General features: G+C 45.8%; 20 protein-coding genes and 1 tRNA gene. 16 read left to right on the plus strand and 5 right to left on the minus strand.

All coding sequences use genetic code 11. From position 1 onward, the window contains the following. Positions 1 to 17 precede the first annotated feature (17 nt). The 9 genes from ICW03_RS04305 to mnmH all read left to right on the plus strand — a co-directional run bounded on the left by ICW03_RS04305 (position 18) and on the right by mnmH (position 5,775). On the plus strand, positions 18 to 455 hold the full coding sequence (locus ICW03_RS04305; protein ID WP_215349418.1) for a DsrE family protein: 438 nt from the start codon (positions 18 to 20) through the stop codon (positions 453 to 455). A gap of 10 nt (positions 456 to 465) precedes the next feature. Further along, positions 466 to 1,419 (plus strand): MBL fold metallo-hydrolase, encoded by a 954-nt coding sequence (locus ICW03_RS04310; RefSeq protein ID WP_215349420.1) that lies wholly within the window; start codon positions 466 to 468, stop codon positions 1,417 to 1,419. A 77-nt stretch (positions 1,420 to 1,496) separates the two neighbouring features. Then, a complete protein-coding gene (locus tag ICW03_RS04315; protein WP_215349423.1) occupies positions 1,497 to 1,808 on the plus strand; it encodes a hypothetical protein in 312 nt (103 codons plus the stop codon). A gap of 21 nt (positions 1,809 to 1,829) precedes the next feature. Continuing rightward, positions 1,830 to 2,951 (plus strand): YeeE/YedE family protein, encoded by a 1,122-nt coding sequence (locus tag ICW03_RS04320; protein WP_215349426.1) that lies wholly within the window; start codon positions 1,830 to 1,832, stop codon positions 2,949 to 2,951. Positions 2,952 to 2,970: 19 nt separating this feature from the next. Continuing rightward, positions 2,971 to 3,408, plus strand: a complete 438-nt coding sequence (locus ICW03_RS04325) for a YeeE/YedE family protein (RefSeq protein ID WP_215349428.1) — start codon at positions 2,971 to 2,973, stop codon at positions 3,406 to 3,408. A gap of 1 nt (position 3,409) precedes the next feature. Further along, positions 3,410 to 3,853, plus strand: coding sequence for a YeeE/YedE family protein (locus tag ICW03_RS04330; protein WP_215349431.1), 444 nt, complete (start codon positions 3,410 to 3,412; stop codon positions 3,851 to 3,853). A 56-nt stretch (positions 3,854 to 3,909) separates the two neighbouring features. Then, positions 3,910 to 4,254 (plus strand): TIGR01244 family sulfur transferase, encoded by a 345-nt coding sequence (locus tag ICW03_RS04335; protein WP_215349434.1) that lies wholly within the window; start codon positions 3,910 to 3,912, stop codon positions 4,252 to 4,254. 21 nt (positions 4,255 to 4,275) lie between these two features. Continuing rightward, the gene (locus ICW03_RS04340) at positions 4,276 to 4,695 is read left to right on the plus strand and encodes a thioesterase family protein (RefSeq protein WP_215349437.1); all 420 of its coding nucleotides are present in this window, start codon (positions 4,276 to 4,278) and stop codon (positions 4,693 to 4,695) included. 6 nt (positions 4,696 to 4,701) lie between these two features. Beyond that, complete coding sequence (gene mnmH, locus ICW03_RS04345; protein ID WP_215349439.1) at positions 4,702 to 5,775, plus strand: tRNA 2-selenouridine(34) synthase MnmH; 1,074 nt, start codon at positions 4,702 to 4,704, stop codon at positions 5,773 to 5,775. On the opposite strand, the gene ICW03_RS04350 is transcribed toward mnmH, so the two are convergent. Then, positions 5,772 to 6,950: an acyl-CoA dehydrogenase gene (locus ICW03_RS04350; protein ID WP_215349442.1), complete on the minus strand. Its 1,179-nt coding sequence runs from the start codon at positions 6,948 to 6,950 to the stop codon at positions 5,772 to 5,774. The two genes, mnmH and ICW03_RS04350, sit on opposite strands and share 4 nt — an antisense overlap. A 105-nt stretch (positions 6,951 to 7,055) precedes the next feature. On the opposite strand from ICW03_RS04350, the gene ICW03_RS04355 reads away from it, so the two are divergent. Both ICW03_RS04355 and ICW03_RS04360 read left to right on the plus strand, forming a co-directional pair. Then, a complete protein-coding gene (locus tag ICW03_RS04355; RefSeq protein WP_215349445.1) occupies positions 7,056 to 7,766 on the plus strand; it encodes a queuosine precursor transporter in 711 nt (236 codons plus the stop codon). Positions 7,767 to 7,869: 103 nt separating this feature from the next. Then, positions 7,870 to 9,477: an ABC-F family ATPase gene (locus ICW03_RS04360; protein ID WP_215349448.1), complete on the plus strand. Its 1,608-nt coding sequence runs from the start codon at positions 7,870 to 7,872 to the stop codon at positions 9,475 to 9,477. Between the two features lie 51 nt (positions 9,478 to 9,528). Here the strand turns inward: ICW03_RS04360 and ICW03_RS04365 are convergent, their stop codons facing one another. From ICW03_RS04365 to ICW03_RS04380, 4 genes are all read right to left on the minus strand, one after another. Beyond that, complete coding sequence (locus ICW03_RS04365) at positions 9,529 to 9,798, minus strand: DUF1289 domain-containing protein (RefSeq protein WP_215349451.1); 270 nt, start codon at positions 9,796 to 9,798, stop codon at positions 9,529 to 9,531. Then, complete coding sequence (locus ICW03_RS04370; RefSeq protein WP_215349453.1) at positions 9,795 to 10,967, minus strand: GNAT family N-acetyltransferase; 1,173 nt, start codon at positions 10,965 to 10,967, stop codon at positions 9,795 to 9,797. Before ICW03_RS04370 ends, ICW03_RS04365 begins: the two co-directional genes overlap by 4 nt. A 2-nt stretch (positions 10,968 to 10,969) precedes the next feature. Then, positions 10,970 to 11,356: a lactoylglutathione lyase gene (gene gloA / locus ICW03_RS04375; RefSeq protein WP_215349455.1), complete on the minus strand. Its 387-nt coding sequence runs from the start codon at positions 11,354 to 11,356 to the stop codon at positions 10,970 to 10,972. 83 nt (positions 11,357 to 11,439) lie between these two features. Then, positions 11,440 to 13,110, minus strand: coding sequence for an electron transfer flavoprotein-ubiquinone oxidoreductase (locus tag ICW03_RS04380; protein WP_215349458.1), 1,671 nt, complete (start codon positions 13,108 to 13,110; stop codon positions 11,440 to 11,442). 157 nt (positions 13,111 to 13,267) lie between these two features. On the opposite strand from ICW03_RS04380, the gene ICW03_RS04385 reads away from it, so the two are divergent. The 5 genes from ICW03_RS04385 to ICW03_RS04405 all read left to right on the plus strand — a co-directional run bounded on the left by ICW03_RS04385 (position 13,268) and on the right by ICW03_RS04405 (position 18,723). Further along, the gene (locus tag ICW03_RS04385) at positions 13,268 to 13,969 is read left to right on the plus strand and encodes a CoA transferase subunit A (RefSeq protein WP_215349461.1); all 702 of its coding nucleotides are present in this window, start codon (positions 13,268 to 13,270) and stop codon (positions 13,967 to 13,969) included. A gap of 42 nt (positions 13,970 to 14,011) precedes the next feature. Beyond that, positions 14,012 to 14,662, plus strand: coding sequence for a CoA transferase subunit B (locus ICW03_RS04390; protein ID WP_068321494.1), 651 nt, complete (start codon positions 14,012 to 14,014; stop codon positions 14,660 to 14,662). Positions 14,663 to 14,743: 81 nt separating this feature from the next. Continuing rightward, a complete protein-coding gene (locus ICW03_RS11670) occupies positions 14,744 to 16,567 on the plus strand; it encodes an alpha/beta fold hydrolase (RefSeq protein ID WP_215349463.1) in 1,824 nt (607 codons plus the stop codon). 27 nt (positions 16,568 to 16,594) lie between these two features. Next, complete coding sequence (locus ICW03_RS04400) at positions 16,595 to 18,628, plus strand: bifunctional (p)ppGpp synthetase/guanosine-3',5'-bis(diphosphate) 3'-pyrophosphohydrolase (protein ID WP_215349465.1); 2,034 nt, start codon at positions 16,595 to 16,597, stop codon at positions 18,626 to 18,628. A gap of 18 nt (positions 18,629 to 18,646) precedes the next feature. Continuing rightward, a tRNA-Val gene (locus tag ICW03_RS04405) sits at positions 18,647 to 18,723 on the plus strand. The last annotated feature ends 78 nt before the right edge of the window (positions 18,724 to 18,801 follow it).

Genomic DNA, 18,801 nt, shown 5'->3' on the forward strand with positions numbered 1-18,801 from the left:
TTACCGAGGATATACGCATGAAAAAATTACTCTCGATTCTTGCCATACTGACTTTGGCTCTTGGCTTTGGGTCTTTTGCCTCAGCCCAATCCACCGGCAATACAAAAGTGGTTTACCACATTGATGATGCTGAAACGCAAGGCCTTAAAGGTCTGCGTAATATCCGCAATCATTTAGATGTAGCACCACAAACCACCATTATTGTGGTGACCCATGCAAATGGTGTCGACATCATGATGGAGGGGGCGAAAGATAAAAAGAATAATGTGGAGTACGCACCATTAGTTGGCGCTTTGAAATCTCGCGGTGTGAAGTTTGAGGTTTGCGAGATTACTCTCAAGAATCGTAACTTGAAAAAAGATCAATTCACATTAGATGCTGATTTCACCCCATCGGGCGTAGTTCGTGTTGCTGATCTTCAATATAAAGATGGTTTTGCTTACATCAAGCCATAAGCTGTCTTATATGAATTGCTTCAAAAGTCTTGCGGGGATCCTGATGGGATCCCTTATCTTTTTGGGTTCGGCTTTTGGTCAGGTCAAGTCTAGCGATACGATTCAGCTAAAGCCAATACAGGTAGCGCCCCATAGCTATTTTGTACAAGGCTTTCCAGAAATGGGAAGCAGCGCTAATCAAAACTTTATTTCAAACGCTGGCTTTGTCGTAACTCCTGGTGGGGTCGTCGTAGTCGACGCATTGGGTTCGCCGATTCTTGCACAAAAGCTCATTGCCGAAATCAGAAAAATTACTTCGCAAAAGATAGTGGCTCTCATCGTGAGTCATTACCATGCTGACCATGTTTATGGCTTGCAAGAGTTTAAAAAAATTGGTGCCAAAATCTATGCGCAGGGTGAGGGTAGAAATTACCTCTCTTCTGAAACCGCTAGGCAACGCTTGATAGCTTCAAGAATCGATTTCGCTCCGTGGGTTAATGCAAATACCAAATTAATCTCTGCGGATGTATGGGTGGATCAAAAAATAAAGTTAACTTTTGGCGGAGTGGATTTCTTCGTAAGTAGAGTTGGACCTGCGCATGCCCCTGAAGATCTGATGGTGTATGTGCCGTCTGAAAAGGTGCTGTTTGCAGGAGACTTGGTATTTAGGGGTCGAATTCCATTTGTTGGAAATGCCGATAGCAAAGGTTGGTTAATCGCCTTGGATGAGATTGAAAAGCTTAACCCTAATATCGTGATTCCAGGGCATGGTAATTACTCGGTTAAACCGGTTGAAGACATCGTCTTTACGAGGGAATACCTCAGATATCTGCGTGCATCCATGTCTCAGGCGGCTATTAACCTAGATCCTTTTGAGGATGCCTACAAACAGGCCGATTGGTCCGAATATGAGGGAATGCCGCTATTTAGGGCCGCCAACCGCATGAATGCCTATAACGTCTATCTGTCGATCCAGGCTGAGTGAGATAGGCAAGTAAGGCAAATTCAGCCATTGGGCTTTAAAATAGAAGATTAATGCTAAATCCTTGATTTGTAATGAAAATGACTTTTCTACAATCTATCTCAGCAATCGCATTTTGTGCGCTTATTAGCACTCCAGCGCTTGCCGCTCCAGATTTGGCTAATGGCAAGACCATAGACCAGCAAAAGTGCTACGCCTGTCATGCCAAGAAAACCGGCTTTGGTAATGGCGACATGATTTACACCCGCTCTGATAGCAAGGTGAAATCACTGGCTGACTTAAAAAAGATGGTTGGTCTATGCAATACCGAACTACGGCTTGATCTGTTCCCTGAGGATGAAGCGGATGTCACCGCTTTTCTTAATAAACAGTTTTACAAATTTAAACCTTAATTTTTTCAAGATTTGATCGCTATGGATGTTGTAGATATTAGTTCTTTAAGTAAGTCTGTTCTTTGGGCAACTTTTGCCATCACCTTTTTTCTGGGTGCCGTTATGCAGAAAACTGGGTTTTGCAGCATGGGCGCAGTTTCTGACATTTTCATCATGTCCAGCTGGGACCGTTTAAAGCAATGGTTTTTGGCTATTGGTATTGCCATTATTGGTTTCACCTTGATGTCTTATGCTGGCTTGATTGATCCACTCAAAAGTTTTTATACCGGTAATAAATTTTTATGGCTCTCCACAATCGTTGGAAGCGTTTTATTTGGTCTAGGGATGGTATTAGCTTCAGGGTGCGGTAGCAAAACCTTGATCCGTATTGGCGGCGGTAATCTAAAGTCCGTCGTGGTATTTATGGTCCTCGGATTGACGGCCTATATGACAATGCGCGGTTTCTTGGGCGTAGTACGCATCAATACTTTGGATACTTTTTTTATCGCCTTTAATACCCCACAAGATTTACCTAGTCTTTTGAGTTCACCTCTTGGCATTGCGCGTCCTCAACTTCATCTGGCTCTAGGCTTGATCATTGGCGCAGCATTCATTGCTTATGCCTTAGCTAGTAAAGCATTTTGGACTGCTGAAAATTTATTTGCTGGCATTGCCGTAGGATTGGCAATCTGTGCGGTGTGGTGGGTATCAGGCAATCTAGGATATGTTGCCGAGGATCCAAATACTTTAGAGGAAGTATTTTTGGTAACAAATTCAGGTCGTATGGAAAGTCTATCGTTTGTTGCTCCATACGCTTACTCTTTAGATTGGTTGATGATGTATAGCGATACATCCAAAGTGGTCACAGTGGGTATTGCGGCTGTTGTAGGAATGATTTTGGGCTCCACTGCGGTCTCCATCGCAACCAAATCATTTCGCTGGGAATCCTTCCGTAATACTGAAGATACCGCTAACCATTTAGTTGGCGCTGCACTGATGGGCTTTGGTGGTGTGACTGCCTTAGGTTGTACAGTAGGGCAGGGCTTGAGCGGCATCTCCACTCTTGCGATTGGTTCATTGTTGGCTTTGCCTGGATTTATCTTTGGGGCTTATATAGGTCTACGTTATTTACAAATACGCCTTGCTCCTAACCCTTGCAGTTAACTTCAAATACGGCTGAATAATGCAAATTGATTGGATGTCTTTTACTCCCATTCCTTCCTTATTGGGCGGAATGATTCTTGGTGTTGCGGCGGCCTTATATGTTTTATTGCATGGTCGCATTTTGGGTATTAGCGGAATTGTTTCTGGTTTGCTGCATCCTAAATTGACTGATTCAGCATGGCGTGTTGCTCTTGTGTTGGGTTTGATAACCGCACCGTTTCTAGCGTCGTTATTTTTTGGCATATTTCCAGTGGTAGAAATTGAGGCAGATTGGATTGCTATTGTGATTGCCGGCCTTTTAGTTGGCTTTGGTGCTCAATATGGTTCAGGCTGTACTAGTGGTCATGGTATTTGTGGTCTTTCACGCTTATCACCACGTTCATTAGTGGCTACGCTTTCTTTCATGGGTGCAGGCTTTATCACTGTATACTTTTTGCGTCACTTGATTGGGGTTTGAGATGAGAAAACATTTCAGTCTCTTTGGTCAGTATGCAATTGGCGTGCTATTTGGTTGGGGCTTGATCATCTCCGGCATGAGTAATCCACAGAAGATATTGGGATTTTTGGATTTAGCTGGTAACTGGGACCCTTCATTAATGTTTGTCATGGTGGGTGCCGTGATTGTTGGTCTAGCGGGGTTCTACGTCGTTAGCAAAAGAACTGAAGCTTTCTTTGGTGGGGCACTCCATATTCCTGCGCGTAGAGACATTACCAAGCCATTGATTATTGGTAGCTTAATTTTTGGAGCCGGCTGGGGTATCGCTGGTTTTTGTCCTGGTCCAGCCCTAGTTGCTCTTGGTGCAGGCCACCTGAAGGCCTTGGTGTTTGTGGTTGCCATGCTAGCTGGCATGGAGATCTGCGAGCGCTTCTTTACAGCCCATAAGAGCAAGCCAAACCTCTGAGTCAACCCTGATTTAAAATCAACCCTATTGCAAATTTATTGAATGTAGAGGGTTTCATGAGTCTTCCTATTTCTTGCCATACCGACCAGTTCGGTACTCTTGGCCAAATTGAGCCAGGTCACTTAGCCGAGATCGCGGCCCAGGGCTACAAAAGTGTCATTAATAATCGTCCAGATGGTGAGGGCGGTCCGGATCAACCTACCAATGCATCTATTCAGGCGGAAGCAGAAAAGCTGGGCTTGAACTATGTTTACTTACCAGTAGTACCAGGCGCATTTACTCAAGCTCAAGTACAAGAAATGGCGCGCCTCTTAAAAACTTTGCCTGGACCCGTTTTAGCGTTTTGTCGCTCTGGCGCACGCTCTACTAATTTGTACCAACTTGCTTTACAACTTGGTTAATCTAAAGAGCACTCGGAAACCATGCGTATTACCATTCCCGAAGAACGAAAGCTTGTTCATGAAATGATCATGCCGATTCGTTGGGGTGATATGGACGCCTATGGGCATGTAAACAATACTGTTTACTTTAGATATATGGAGCAAGCGCGCTGTGAGTGGATCACTGCCATGGGTTACGAAGTTGCTCCCGGCCGTGAATCCATGTTGATGCTCAATGGCTTCTGTAATTTTTATCAACAACTCTCGTTCCCGGGTGAGTTGATATTAAAGACCTCTATAGGTGCCATTGGCAGAACCAGTTTGGATGTCTATACCAGCATGGCCTTAACTACCTCGCCTGAAGTAGAGGCGGCTATTGGCGGCGCCACCATGGTTTGGGTAGATCTCACCACTAATAAATCTGCGCCTTGGCCTGAGCATATTTTGCAAAAGTTGCGCTAGTCTATCGTGCAACCCAGCAATCCACACATCTTAAGAGTTGATCAATTTTTATCTGAGCTAGATCAGTTTGATCTCGTGATTGATGTGAGATCTCCAGCTGAGTTTGCTTTAGATCATATTCCTGGCGCAGTTAATTACCCCGTTCTTGATAATGAAGAGCGCGCAAAAATAGGAACGCTTTATAAACAAGAGTCTCCATTTGCAGCCAAAAAACTGGGCGCAGCCTTGGTATCAAAAAACATTGCCGCTCATCTTGAAAAGCACTTCCTAGAATTACCCCGTGAGTGGCGTCCCTTAATTTATTGCTGGCGTGGTGGTGAGCGCAGCGGCGCCTTTACTCACATTCTCAATCGGATTGGTTGGAAAGCTAAGCAGCTAGAAGGCGGCTACCAAGGCTTTCGTCGAACGGTGATTGATGGTCTAGACCAGGCGGCTGGTCAATTTTCATTTCAGGTCATTTGTGGAATGACGGGCAGCGGCAAGACTAGAGTGCTTCAGGAGATTGGCGCTCTAGGTGCTCAGATACTCGATCTAGAGGGTTTGGCTGTTCATCGGGGTTCGGTGCTTGGTAATGAACCCAATGAGGACCAGCCATCGCAAAAAGGCTTTGAGACCGCTTTGTGGAACGCATTGCGCTCACTTGATCCTTCTAAAACCGTGTATGTGGAGTCCGAGAGCAAGAAGGTTGGTGGTCTACACGTTCCCGATGCCTTAATGGAAAAGATTCGCAACGGTACCTGTATCGAATTGCGTTCAAGCACACAGACTCGAGTTTCTTGGTTGATTCGTGAGTACCATCACTTCTTAACTGATACCGATAATTTCAAGCGTAAGTTAGCGTTACTAACGGCTCATTATGGAAAAGTACAGATTGCCAAATGGAATGATGCAATTGATGCCGGTAGTTTTCCGGAGCTCGTTGAAGAGTTGCTAGTAAAGCATTACGACCCATCCTACCAATCATCTATTGTCCGCAACTTTCCTCAATACAGAATCGAGAATTTTGTACAGCTAGATGATGATAGTGATGAGGCCTTTGCCAGAGCAGCAAAGGCCATCGTCAGTAAGCTAGGTGCCTAACTAAAAGCCTGAATGCCTGTTTGCGCACGGCCCAGAATGAGGGCGTGAATATCGTGAGTACCTTCGTAGGTGTTAACGACTTCCAAGTTCAGCATGTGACGCACAACGCCATACTCATCTGAAATACCGTTACCACCATGCATATCGCGTGCCATGCGCGCAATATCTAAAGACTTGCCGCAAGAGTTGCGTTTCATGATGGAAGTGATTTCTGGAGCAGCGATACCTTCATCTTTCATGCGACCCAAGCGCAAGCAACCTTGGAGGCCAAGAGTAATTTCAGTTTGCATGTCTGCCAATTTCTTTTGAATCAATTGATTGGCAGCCAGAGGCTTGCCGAATTGCTTGCGATCCATGGTGTATTGGCGAGCGGCATGCCAGCACCACTCAGCTGCGCCAAGGGCTCCCCAGGCGATGCCATAACGTGCTGAGTTTAAGCAGGTGAAGGGGCCTTTGAGACCTTCAATTTCCGGGAATTCATTTTCAGCTGGTACGAACACTTCGTCCATCACGATTTCACCAGTGATTGAGGCGCGTAGACCCATCTTGCCGCTAATCTTTGGTGCACTTAAGCCCTTCATGCCTTTTTCAAGAATGTAGCCACGAATGATGCCTTCATCATTCTTTGCCCAGACTACAAACACATCGGCGATCGGTGAGTTGGAGATCCACATCTTGGAGCCAGTTAAAGAAAATCCACCAGGAACTTTTTTGGCTCGAGTAATCATGCCGCCAGCATCAGAGCCATAGTTAGGTTCTGTTAATCCAAAGCAGCCAATCCATTCGCCGCTTGCTAATTTTGGAAGGTATTTTTGCTTCTGCGCTTCGCTACCAAATTCATTAATCGGAACCATCACTAAAGATGACTGAACACTCATCATGGAGCGATAACCAGAATCTACACGTTCGATTTCACGGGCTATTAAACCGTAGGAGACATAGTTCAGATTCGCTCCGCCATATTGCTCAGGAATGGTGATTCCTAAAAGACCAAGCTCACCCATTTCGCGGAAGATAGCAGGATCAGTGGTTTCATTACGATAGGCATCATGAATGCGCGGCATTAAACGGCCTTGAGCATATTCAGCGGCAGCATCGCGAACCATACGCTCTTCTTCAGTCAGCTGGGTATCAAGAAGTAGGGGGTCTGCCCAGTTAAAACTTACTTTACTCATTGCCTTGTCATCCTCTAAGCGGTTTTATTGTTACTTTTGGCCTGCGCCCTGCGAATTTTCAGGAATGCAGATATTCTTATTTCTATTATCCATTTTTCTGGGCTTATGGACTCGCTAAGACGCCACCATCGCTATTACGACCTCATTCTGGCTGCCTTTGTGGTCGTTTTGTTGTGCTCAAATTTTATTGGCGCTGGTAAGGCGGCAGTGGTTGACCTTCCATATTTTGGGGGCGTGCCTTTTGGTGCGGGGATTCTATTTTTCCCGATTGCCTATTTCTTTGGCGACATTCTGACGGAAGTCTATGGGTACGCTTACGATCGCAGGGCTGTTTGGGCCGGCTTTGCAGCTCTCGCATTTGCCGCGATCATGGCGCAGATTGTGATTGCCTTGCCAGTTGCTCCAGGCGACTATATGGCCAATTACCAACATGGACTGGAAACGGTATTTGGAAATTCTTGGCGTATTGCATTGGCTTCTATGTTTTCTTTTTGGTGCGGTAGTCTGGTCAACAGTTATGTCTTAGCAAAAATGAAGGTTTGGACCCAAGGCCGTTTTCTATGGATGCGCACTATCGGCTCGACAGCAGTAGGTGAGATGGTCGATTCCTCCTTTTTCTATATGTTGGCGTTTTATGGTATCTGGCCAACCCATGAAATCATTCAGGTGGCCTTGGCGCAGTACGTCCTAAAAACCTCCTGGGAAATCCTAGCTACCCCCATGACCTATTGGGTTGTGAACTTCCTCAAGCGCAAGGAAAACGAGGATTTCTACGATATTCATACGAATTTCACCCCATTTAGGGTCAAAGTCTAAGCAAGACCACGGCTTCCTGCCAACAAAGACGTCTAAGCCGTTAAAATAACGGTCTTTGCCCCTCCGGGGTAACTATTGAATTTCAGAAAGCTAGAAAAAATCCGTGCTGTCAGCATCTAATATCACCATGCAGTTTGGGGCAAAGCCTCTGTTTGAAAACATTTCCGTGAAGTTTGGCGGTGGTAATCGTTACGGCCTTATTGGCGCGAATGGTTGCGGCAAGTCAACTTTTATGAAAATTTTAGGTGGCGAGCTTGAGCCAACTAGCGGTAACGTGAGCTTAGATCCCGGTATTCGTTTGGGTAAATTGCGTCAAGATCAATTTGCATATGAAGATGTGCGCGTTCTTGATGTAGTGATGATGGGTCACGAAGAGATGTGGAAGGCTGCTGCAGAACGCGACGCGATCTATGCTAATCCTGATGCTACTGATGAAGATTACATGAAGGCTGCTGAGCTTGAAGGTAAGTACGCTGAGTACGGTGGATATACTGCTGAAGCAAAGGCAGGCGAGTTGTTGTTAGGAATTGGTATTCCTATTGAGCAACACAACGGCCCAATGAGCAATGTTGCGCCAGGTTGGAAATTGCGTGTATTGCTAGCGCAAGCATTGTTCTCTGATCCAGACGTTCTTTTGCTTGATGAGCCAACCAATAACTTGGATATTCACTCCATTCATTGGCTTGAGGACATCCTCAATCAAATTAAGAGCACCATCGTCATCATTTCCCATGATCGTCACTTCCTCAATGAAGTCTGCACGCACATGGCCGACATGGACTATGGAACGCTCAAGGTCTACCCAGGAAACTACGACTCCTACATGCTGGCATCTGTACAGGCACGTACACAACAACTGAGCAATAACGTTAAAGCCAAAGAAAAAATCGCTGAATTGGCAGCTTTCGTAGCGCGCTTCTCAGCAAACGCATCTAAAGCACGCCAAGCGACTTCACGTCAGAGACAGTTAGAGAAAATCGAGATTGTTGAAGTAAAACCATCTTCACGTCAAAACCCATTTATTCGTTTTGATACTGAGAAGAAGTTGCATAACATGGCGGTAGAGTGCAATGCGCTAACTAAGGCTTATGATCGCGTTATCTTCAAGAACTTCAAATTAGGTGTTCGTGCTGGCGAGAAGATTGCCATCATTGGACAAAACGGCGCAGGTAAGACGACACTACTCAAGACTATTCTAAGCAAGCGCTTTGAAGGTATTGCTGCTGATAGCGGTGATGTGAAGTGGGCTGAGAACGCTAACGTTGGTGTGATGCCTCAAGACAATACTGAGATGTTCGCAAAAGATGAATTACTCATGGATTGGATGAATTGGTGGCGCAATACTGGTGACGATGATCAAGTGATTCGTGGCACATTAGGCCGCCTCTTGTTCTCTGGTGACGATATTGGCAAGTCCGTTAAGGTGCTCTCTGGTGGTGAAAAGGGCAGAATGATTTGGGGTAAATTGATGCTCCAAAAATATAACGTGCTAGCAATGGATGAACCTACGAACCATATGGATATGGAATCCATTGAGAGCTTGCAAATTGCACTTGAGAAATTTGACGGTACTTTGATATTTGTTTCTCACGACCGTGAGTTTGTATCTGCTTTGGCTAATCGCATCTTAGAAGTGAAGATGGATGGCACTGTAGTGGATTACTCCGGAACTTACGAAGAGTATTTGCGTAGCCAAGCATTAGCTGGCTAATTTAAGTTCAACAGTAAACCTGTTGGTAAAAGTAAGTCACTGAATAAGCCCCTAAGCGGGCTTATTTTCTTTTGCTTGTCGTTGAAAGCGGGTCGCAGTACCTTCTGCTCGGATGCGCTTCCACACCGAATCTTTTTCTTCCTGAGAAAAGAACACCCAATTACTTACTTCTCCGAGAGTGCGACCGCATCCTTGGCAGATTTCATCGTAAAGAGTGGTGCACACACCAATGCAAGGGGAGTCGGACTCATTATCCCCAGTCGATAGGGAATGAGAGCCATCTTGCGAGGCTGATTTGGTGTCGTTGCTTCCAGAATTCATGGCTGTACTTTAGACGATTTCAATGGACTGTGCTCGGCAAGCTCATCGACATAAGCCCCAATCCCTTGATGCTCACGATCTAAGAAGTGCTGCACTGCTTTAGCAAAGCGGGGATCGGCAATGAAATGGGCTGATTGAATCGTGGTGGGTAAGAAGCCGCGCGCCATCTTGTGTTCACCTTGTGCGCCACCTTCAAAGGTCTGTATCTTATTGGAAATACAGTATTCAATGGCTTGGTAATAGGCAGTTTCAAAGTGCAGGCAGGGAATATGTTCTACCGCACCCCAATATCTGCCATAAGCCTTTGAGGTTTGGGGGTCTACTACTAGTAATGATGCGGCAATAGGATTACCAGCACGTTCAGCAATGATTAAATGAAGATTCTCTGGCATTCGTTGTGCCCATAACTTAAAGAATACCTCGCTGAGGTAAGGGCTAGAGCCATGCTCTAGGTAGGTATTTTCATAACAGCGATAAAAGAATTCCCAGTCCGCATCTGTCGATGTACTGCCAGGCACATGTCTAAAGTTAATTGACTCTCTGGCTACTTGCTCGCGCTCACGACGTATATTTTTACGTCGTTTCATTGTTAGCGCAGATAAGAAATGCTCGAAATTCTCAAAGCCCTGGTTATGCCAATGAAATTGCACTGAGTCGCGCAGCATGAAGCCTTGCTCCTGAAGACTCTTTACTTCTGAGGCATATGGAAATAAGACATGTGCTGATGACAGATTATTTTGTATAACAACAGTTTTTAAGCCCTCAATTAATTGTTGCCTCACTAAGTCCGCATTCGCTCCATCTGCGCTCAAAATCCTTGAGCCTTGAACTGGCGTGAAAGGGATTGCGCAGAGTGCTTTTGGAAAATACTGCATGCCTTGTTGCTCATAAGCCTGGGCCCATGACCAATCGAAGACAAACTCTCCATAGGAGTGCTGCTTTAGATATAAAGGCATTGCGCCAATGGGTTGATCACCGTTTTTCAAGGCTAGGTGAGCAACTTGCCAACCTGTGTTGCCACCAACGCAACCAGTCTCTTCTAGCGCGCTGAGAAATTCATGGCGCAGAAAAGGTCCTGCATCAGAAGGGAGCAGGGCATTCCAGTCCTGGCAAGTGATATCGCTTAAGCGATCAAGTATTTCTAATTGATATGAATCGGGCTGGGCCACGATTAGCGCTGAATAAGCTCTATTTTGTAGCCATCTGGATCGGTCACAAACGCAATGATGGTATCGCCGCCAGCTACGGGTCCAGCTTCACGAGTGACATTGCCGCCAGCCGCCTTAATCTTGGCGCATGCAGCATATGCATCAGGAACACCAATGGCGATATGACCATATGCTGCTCCCATCTCGTAGCTAGAAACTCCATGGTTATAGGTCAACTCAATCTCAGCTTGTCCATCGCCATTACCTTTGCCGTATCCCACAAAAGCCAGTGAATATTTCTGCTCAGGACGCTCTGTCGTGCGGAGTAAATTCATACCCAATACTTTGGTGTAGAAATCAATCGAGCGATTCAAGTCGCCGACGCGAAGCATGGTGTGTAGGATCATCATGGGTTAAATATAACGCTATTTATTTAATCGTGTTGAGATGAAAAACCCCGGCATCTAACCGGGGTTTGTTGTATTGAATATCTTTACATGGATGCGTAGTTTGGTCCGCCTCCACCTTCGGGCGTAACCCAGACGATATTTTGAGTTGGATCTTTGATATCGCAAGTCTTGCAATGTACGCAGTTTTGAGAATTGATTTGCAAGCGTGGCTTGCCGTCAGTTTCTACGTACTCATACACGCCAGCAGGGCAGTAGCGTTGCTCAGGGCCTGCATAGGTTTTGAGATTCACATCTACGGGCGCCGAATCATTTTTCAAAGTTAAGTGACTGGGTTGATTCTCTGCATGATTCGTATTGGAAATAAATACGGATGAGAGGCGATCAAACGTAATCTTCCCATCTGGCTTCGGATAATCAATTGGCTTGTGTTGAGCAGCGGGCTCTAGGCATTCGTGGTCAGCATGTTTTAGATGGACAGTCCAAGGCATATTGCCGCCCAATAACTTCTGTTCTAAACCAACCATGAGTGTGCCGAGATAGAGACCTTTTGACATCCATGGCTTGAAGTTACGCGCTTGATTGAGTTCTGTATGTAACCAACTATTTTGGAATGCAGTTGGGTAAGCAGATAAAACATCTTCAGAACGGTTTTCATTAATCGCTGCAACTGCCGCTTCTGCTGCAAGCATGCCGGTCTTAATTGCGGCATGGCTTCCTTTGATGCGAGAGGCATTTAAATAACCAGCATCGCAACCAATCAGTGCGCCACCTGGGAATACGGTTTTAGGAAGACTATTTAAACCACCAGCAGTAAGTGCGCGTGCACCGTATGCAATGCGTTTGCCGCCTTCAAAAGTTTCGCGAATTTTTGGGTGCAACTTATAGCGTTGGAATTCTTCAAAAGGAGAAAGGTAAGGGTTCTTATATGAGAGGCCCACCACCAAGCCAACTGCAACCTTGTTATCACCTAGGTGATAAAGGAATGAGCCGCCATAGGTATCACTCTCCAATGGCCAGCCTGCTGTGTGGACAACCAGCCCAGGCTTGCTCTTGGAGGGCTCCACTTCCCATAGCTCCTTGATGCCAATGCCGTAGCTTTGTGGATCGGCATCTTTATCTAATGCAAATTTGGAGATGAGCTGTTTGCCGAGATGGCCGCGTGAACCTTCAGCAAAGAGGGTGTACTTGCCACGCAATTCCATACCAAGTTGGAATTGATCTGTTGGGTTGCCTTCTTTATCCAAACCCATTGAGCCAGTAATCACTCCACAAACTGCACCTTGCTCGTTATAGAGAATTTCTGCTGCAGGAAAGCCGGGAAAGATTTCAACACCGAGATTTTCTGCTTGTTGACCAAGCCAGCGTGTCACGTTAGCTAGACTCACAATATAGTTACCTTCATTCTTAAAGCAATGCGGCAACATCCAGTTAGGAACTTGATAGGAGTTGTCGCTCGTTAAGAACAGGAACTGATCTTGAGTGACTTCGGTTTCTAGTGGGGCACCCAGCTCTTTCCAATCTGGAAATAATTCGGTAAGTGCTTTTGGGTCCATGACGGCACCCGAAAGAATGTGAGCGCCGATTTCGGAACCTTTTTCCAGAACACAAACGCTAATTTCTTTGCCAGAAGCATTGGCCAGTTGCTTAGCTTTAATAGCGGCTGATAAGCCTGCAGGCCCGCCTCCAACGATGACTAAGTCATAGTCCATGGAGTCTCTGGGACCAAATTGCTCTACCAGTTCAGCAGCATTCATTCAATTTCTCCGAAATTTCTCAAAAATAGGGCTTTTCAGCCCTAATAGTTTAGTTCCAACTGTCAAAAACCAATTTAGTGCTAAGACCGCTCGGATCATGGGACTTGAGGCGTTATGATTACTTTTTTACCCTTTTTGGCAATATTAGGACAAAGTTATGAATAAAACCTACCCATCGGCAGTCGATGCCCTGAGGGATATCTTAAAAGACGGACAGAAATTGGCTGTTGGCGGCTTTGGTCTTTGTGGCATTCCTGAGGCTTTAATACAGGCAGTGAAGGATTTGGGTGCTCAAAATTTAACTGCTATTGCTAATAATGCTGGCGTTGATGGTTTTGGTTTGGGTCTATTGCTCAATTCCCGTCAAGTAAAAAAGATGGTTGCCTCCTACGTGGGTGAGAACAAAGAATTCGAACGTCAATACTTAGCAGGCGAGTTAGAGTTGGAATTTACGCCACAAGGAACTTTGGCTGAAAAATTACGCGCAGGTGGTTGCGGTATTCCTGCTTTCTATACCAAGACTGGTGTTGGTACATTGGTTGCGGATGGTAAAGAAGAGAAAACATTTGATGGTGAGAAATACATCATGGAGCGTTCAATCGTTTCTGACATCTCTCTTGTAAAAGCTTGGAAAGCAGACAAGTCAGGAAACTTGGTTTATCGCTATACCGCACGCAACTTTAATCCAGTTGTGGCAATGGCTGGCAAGATTACTGTGGCTGAAGTGGAAGAGATTGTTGAGAACGGCCAACTTCACCCTGATGAGATTCACACGCCTGGTATCTATGTGCACCGCTTGGTGCTCCATACAACACCGGAGAAGCGCATTGAGCAGCGCACGATGACTGCAAAAGCGTAATTTCACGAATAGCAATAGAACAGAATATTTAGGAAGATCGAAATGCCTTGGACAAGAGATGAGATGGCGGCACGTGCTGCTAAAGAGTTAAAAGACGGTTACTACGTGAACTTAGGTATTGGTATGCCTACATTGGTTGCGAACCATGTACCTAAAGATATGGAAGTGTGGCTCCAGTCTGAAAACGGCTTATTGGGTATTGGACCGTTTCCAACCGAAGAAACGATTGACGCAGACCTAATAAATGCAGGCAAGCAAACTATTACGACTTTGCCTGGCTCATCCATTTTTTCTTCTGCAGATTCTTTTGGAATGATTCGTGGCGGCAAAATCAATATTGCGATTTTGGGTGCAATGCAAGTAAGCGAACACGGCGATTTGGCCAACTGGATGATTCCAGGAAAAATGGTCAAGGGCATGGGTGGCGCGATGGACTTGGTGGCAGGCGTAAAACACGTTGTTGTACTGATGGAGCACGTTGCTAAGAAAAAAGATGGCACAGAAGAGCTCAAAATTTTGCCTAAGTGCACATTGCCCTTGACTGGTGTGGGTGTGATTAGTCAGATCATTACAGATCTATGTGTTCTTGACATTACTCCTAAGGGCTTAAAGTTGACTGAGCTCGCACCTGGTGTAACCAAAGAAGAGGTTATTGCCAAGACAGGTGCCCCTGTTGATACAACGGGTTTCTGAGCAATTTATCCAGATGAATGAAATAATGGAATCACTATGTCGGGATTCCATTTTCCTCATTCAAAGCCCGCGACACCAAAGATGAATTCTGGTGTTGATCCCTCTCTGCATGCTCATAAAAAGGGTGATGCAAAACACACCCATAGCAAGCAAGTCTCCAATCAAAATTTACTGTTAATTGCCTTAGTACTTACTTTAGGCTTTTCAGGTGTCGAAGGCGCGGCAGCGTACTTCGCTAATTCATTGGCGTTGATTTCAGATGCGGGTCACATGGTGACCGATGCGGCAGCTCTCGGATTGGCTTTGTTGGCGCAAATTATTTCCCGTCGTCCACCCTCTCCAAAACATTCATTTGGCTTTGGAAGGGCGGAGGCCTTAGCTGCTTTTGTTAATAGTATTGTGATGCTGGCCTTGGTCGTGTGGATTATGGTTGAGGCAATCAGCCGATTCTACGAACCACATAAGGTAGACGGTCTTACCGTAACAGTTGTTGCTGCCATTGGCTTGCTGATGAACATCGTGGTTGCATGGGTGTTATCACGCGATAAGAAAAGTGTGAATACCCGCGCAGCCTTAGTTCATGTCATGGGCGATTTACTGGGATCAATCGCCGCATTGATTGCTGGCGTTGTAATTCAGTTAACGGGTTGGATGCCAATCGATGCCATTTTGTCTATATTGGTTTCACTCTTGATTCTGAAATCGACTATCTCCATTCTCCATGAGTCATATCACTTCCTTATGGAGGGCGTACCGCTCCACATTGATTACTTGCAGGTAGGCACTGATTTAAAAAATGTCCCCGGCGTATTGGCTGTTCATGATCTTCATGTCTGGGAAATGACCCCTAGCTTTCCAGCATTGATTGGCCATATTGAAATTGCCGATATTCAAGAATGGCCTCAGATCATGGCAAGAATTAATGAAATGCTGTTAGATAAGCATGGTATTGATCATGTGACCTTGCAGCCTGAGGTGATTGGTGAGGATCATGAGCATGATCACGCCAGTCATGAAGTTCACAATGAAGCGCAGGCAGTAAATGTATTTCATGACGGCGAAATCTTTTATGTGGACTGCTCTAGCGGCGATGAAAAACACCGCATGGCATACCACGCATGGGGTAATCCAAGCAATCCAGTGTTGATGTGTGTTCATGGTCTGACAAGACGGGGCAGTGACTTTAAGACTCTCGCACTAGCGATGTGCAAAGACTATTACGTTGTCTGTCCAGATGTTGTTGGCAGAGGTGATTCAGGTCGACTTAGTAATCCAATGCTTTATGCCGTGCCACAGTATGTTTCTGACATTGCTACGCTAGTTAAAAAGCTCGGTGTTCCACAAGTGAACTGGTTCGGTACATCTATGGGTGGTCTCATTGGAATGGTTTATGCGGCAATGCCAAATTCGCCAATACGCCGCATGCTGATTAATGATGTAGGTCCAAGAATTGAGCCTGAGGCAATCAAACGTTTGGGTTCTTACGTAGGCCAGCCCTTTGCGTTTGCCAATCGTGAAGATGCTCTTTCTCGCTTGAATGAAATCTGCGCTAGTTTTGGTGAACATACTCCGCAAGAGTGGGAAATCTATAACGGACCTATGTTGATTCAGAAGGAAGGCAAATGGATCATGCATTACGACCCAGATATCTCGGTACCTTTTGCTTCAGTGAATCCAATCATGGCCAAGGCAGGTGAAATGGCGATGTGGCATGCCTTCAAGCAAATTCATATTCCGATGTTGATTGTGCGCGGCGGTAATTCGGATCTGCTATCTGCAGCAACGGTAGCAGAAATGTGCAAAGTAAATCCTTATGCGCGCAGTATTGAGATTCCGAATGTAGGTCATGCACCTGCATTTGTGAAGCCTGAGCAAATTGCTTTAGCAAAAGAGTTCTTCAGTTAATTATTTCTTAATCACCCCTAGTTGCCAATGGCAAACGCCTCTCCTCAACCAGAAAAAGTAGCGCCATTTCAAGACGCTTGGTATGGTGAGCCAGCAGAATTACACGCGGCCGGCGTATTACAGGTTTTGCAATCCCTCAATCTAGATGAAGCCACCTTAACTGCGGCAAGTAATGTCGCCCGCACACATGGTAAAGAAGCTCTTGTTAAGCTTATTGGCGAGGAGTCTGCAAAGCTATTGATCGGTTACAGAGGTTTACGTCAAGCGCAAGCAAAGTTGGTGCGTGACGATGGTGGTCTAAGTGTTGCTGGTCAAGAAGAGATGCTGCGCAAAATGCTGTTGGCATTTGGTGATGATCTACGTGTAGTGCTTATTTATCTTGCCTCCCGCCTACAAACACTTCGCTGGATCACACAGGAAAAGATAGTAATGCCTGCAGCATGGGCCCAGGAGATTCTGAATATCGATGCCTCATTGGCTAATCGTCTGGGTATTTGGCAAATGAAGTGGGAGATGGAGGACTTAGCATTTCGTACGCTATCTCCCGAAACGTATCGTGAGATTGCTAAGATGCTCGATGCTAAGCGGATAGAGCGCCAATCTTTTATTGATCAAATCGTATTGCAATTACAAGAAGAATTAAAAACTGCGCAGATCAAAGGTGAAGTGCTCGGTAGACCAAAGCATATCTATAGCATCTGGAAAAAGATGGAAGGTAAATCCCTAGACTTTGCCAATCTGTATGACGTCAGAGCATTTCGAGTTTCGGTAGAAGATGTGAAGTCTTGCTATGCCGTGCTGGGTATTGTTCATAACGTATGGCAACCAGTACCACGTGAGTTTGATGATTACATTGCAAGACCGAAGCCAAACGGCTATCAATCCTTGCATACGGTAGTCATGAATGATGACGGTACTGCATTTGAAATTCAGGTGCGTACACAAGAAATGCATCAACAAGCTGAATACGGTTTAGCCGCTCACTGGCGCTATAAAGAAGGCGCCTATGTGGGCATGGCTACGCCGCCCAATCCAGTTAAAACCAATAAACCCAGCGTTAATCATCAGCAGGGCACTCATAGTGCTGAGGTGGCATATGAGAGGCAGATCGCTTGGGCCCGTCAGCTCATTTCCTGGAAAGAAGATGCTTGGGAGCAATTGAAGCATCATGAGATTGATGATCATATTTATGTTCTTACTCCTTTAGGAAAAGTGATCTCCTTGGAGAAGGGTTCGACACCAATTGATTTTGCATATGCCGTTCATACCAATCTAGGTCATCGCTGTAGGGGTGCGCGTGTTGATGGCGCGATGGTTCCGCTCGAGACTGCATTAAAGAATGGTCAAACGATTGAGATTATTGCTGTTAAACACGGCGGTCCATCAAGAGACTGGATTAGCCCAGATAAAAATTACGTGCGCTCGCAAAGAGCGCGTCAACGAGTGCGCGCTTGGTTTAATGCACTTGACGATGAAGAGGCTGGTCAATCCGCTAAGACAGTTGATCTTAAGAATGAAACAACTACAGAGATAAAAGCAACGCCAGCTACGCCTGAAATTATCCTACGCAGCAGTAGCCATAAGACAGGACGCGGTGGTGATGTTTTAGTAGTTGGCGTTGACTCTTTGTTGACGCAATTAGCGCGTTGCTGCCGGCCTGTACCTCCAGACGCCATTGCGGGATTTGTGACGCAAGGCAGAGGCGTATCGATTCATCGCCGTTCTTGCAAAACGTTTAGAGGTCTTCTGGAAAGGGCGCCCGAGCGTGTGATTCAGACTGCTTGGACTGCTTCCGCGGTCGATCCAGTGGTCAATCAAGACCAAAAACGGGTCTTTCCAGCAGATTTGGTCGTTACAGGTTTGGATCGCCCTGAACTCATGCGCGAGCTCTTTGAGATTCTCACAAGACAAGGCGTGCATGTTATCGACCTACGTAAATCGGCCAAAAAGGGACTAGCCCAGATCCTTTTAACGATTGAAGTAAAGGATTCTGAGGTCTTGCGCCTGGTTCAAAACAGCCTGGAAGAGGTCAAAGGGGTCACCCAAGTGCGCCGCCGGTGATAAACTCTATGGCTGTATAGGCTCGTAGCTCAGCTGGTTAGAGCACCACCTTGACATGGTGGGGGTCGTTGGTTCGAGTCCAATCGAGCCTACCAACGAATAGGACCCAAAGCGCGGTTGCCCAAAAGCTGCCGCGCTTTATTTTTAGGTCATCGAAGTAAAACGGAAGTTCA

Origin of the sequence: Polynucleobacter sp. MWH-Aus1W21 (assembly GCF_018687275.1) — a bacterium.
GTDB lineage: Bacteria > Pseudomonadota > Gammaproteobacteria > Burkholderiales > Burkholderiaceae > Polynucleobacter.

Excerpts from the sequence above, each read along its gene's own strand:
- ICW03_RS04340 (WP_215349437.1), top strand. The coding sequence starts at position 4,276 with ATGCGTATTACCATTCCCGAAGAACGAAAGCTTGTTCATGAAATGATC.
- ICW03_RS04330 (WP_215349431.1), top strand. The coding sequence starts at position 3,410 with ATGAGAAAACATTTCAGTCTCTTTGGTCAGTATGCAATTGGCGTGCTA.
- ICW03_RS04380 (WP_215349458.1), bottom strand. The coding sequence starts at position 13,110 with ATGAATGCTGCTGAACTGGTAGAGCAATTTGGTCCCAGAGACTCCATG.
- ICW03_RS11670 (WP_215349463.1), top strand. The coding sequence starts at position 14,744 with ATGAATTCTGGTGTTGATCCCTCTCTGCATGCTCATAAAAAGGGTGAT.
- ICW03_RS04335 (WP_215349434.1), top strand. The coding sequence starts at position 3,910 with ATGAGTCTTCCTATTTCTTGCCATACCGACCAGTTCGGTACTCTTGGC.
- ICW03_RS04400 (WP_215349465.1), top strand. The coding sequence starts at position 16,595 with ATGGCAAACGCCTCTCCTCAACCAGAAAAAGTAGCGCCATTTCAAGAC.
- ICW03_RS04355 (WP_215349445.1), top strand. The coding sequence starts at position 7,056 with ATGGACTCGCTAAGACGCCACCATCGCTATTACGACCTCATTCTGGCT.
- ICW03_RS04325 (WP_215349428.1), top strand. The coding sequence starts at position 2,971 with ATGCAAATTGATTGGATGTCTTTTACTCCCATTCCTTCCTTATTGGGC.
- ICW03_RS04320 (WP_215349426.1), top strand. The coding sequence starts at position 1,830 with ATGGATGTTGTAGATATTAGTTCTTTAAGTAAGTCTGTTCTTTGGGCA.
- ICW03_RS04315 (WP_215349423.1), top strand. The coding sequence starts at position 1,497 with ATGACTTTTCTACAATCTATCTCAGCAATCGCATTTTGTGCGCTTATT.
- ICW03_RS04365 (WP_215349451.1), bottom strand. The coding sequence starts at position 9,798 with ATGAATTCTGGAAGCAACGACACCAAATCAGCCTCGCAAGATGGCTCT.
- ICW03_RS04305 (WP_215349418.1), top strand. The coding sequence starts at position 18 with ATGAAAAAATTACTCTCGATTCTTGCCATACTGACTTTGGCTCTTGGC.
- ICW03_RS04385 (WP_215349461.1), top strand. The coding sequence starts at position 13,268 with ATGAATAAAACCTACCCATCGGCAGTCGATGCCCTGAGGGATATCTTA.
- ICW03_RS04310 (WP_215349420.1), top strand. The coding sequence starts at position 466 with ATGAATTGCTTCAAAAGTCTTGCGGGGATCCTGATGGGATCCCTTATC.
- ICW03_RS04390 (WP_068321494.1), top strand. The coding sequence starts at position 14,012 with ATGCCTTGGACAAGAGATGAGATGGCGGCACGTGCTGCTAAAGAGTTA.
- gloA (WP_215349455.1), bottom strand. The coding sequence starts at position 11,356 with ATGATGATCCTACACACCATGCTTCGCGTCGGCGACTTGAATCGCTCG.
- ICW03_RS04350 (WP_215349442.1), bottom strand. The coding sequence starts at position 6,950 with ATGAGTAAAGTAAGTTTTAACTGGGCAGACCCCCTACTTCTTGATACC.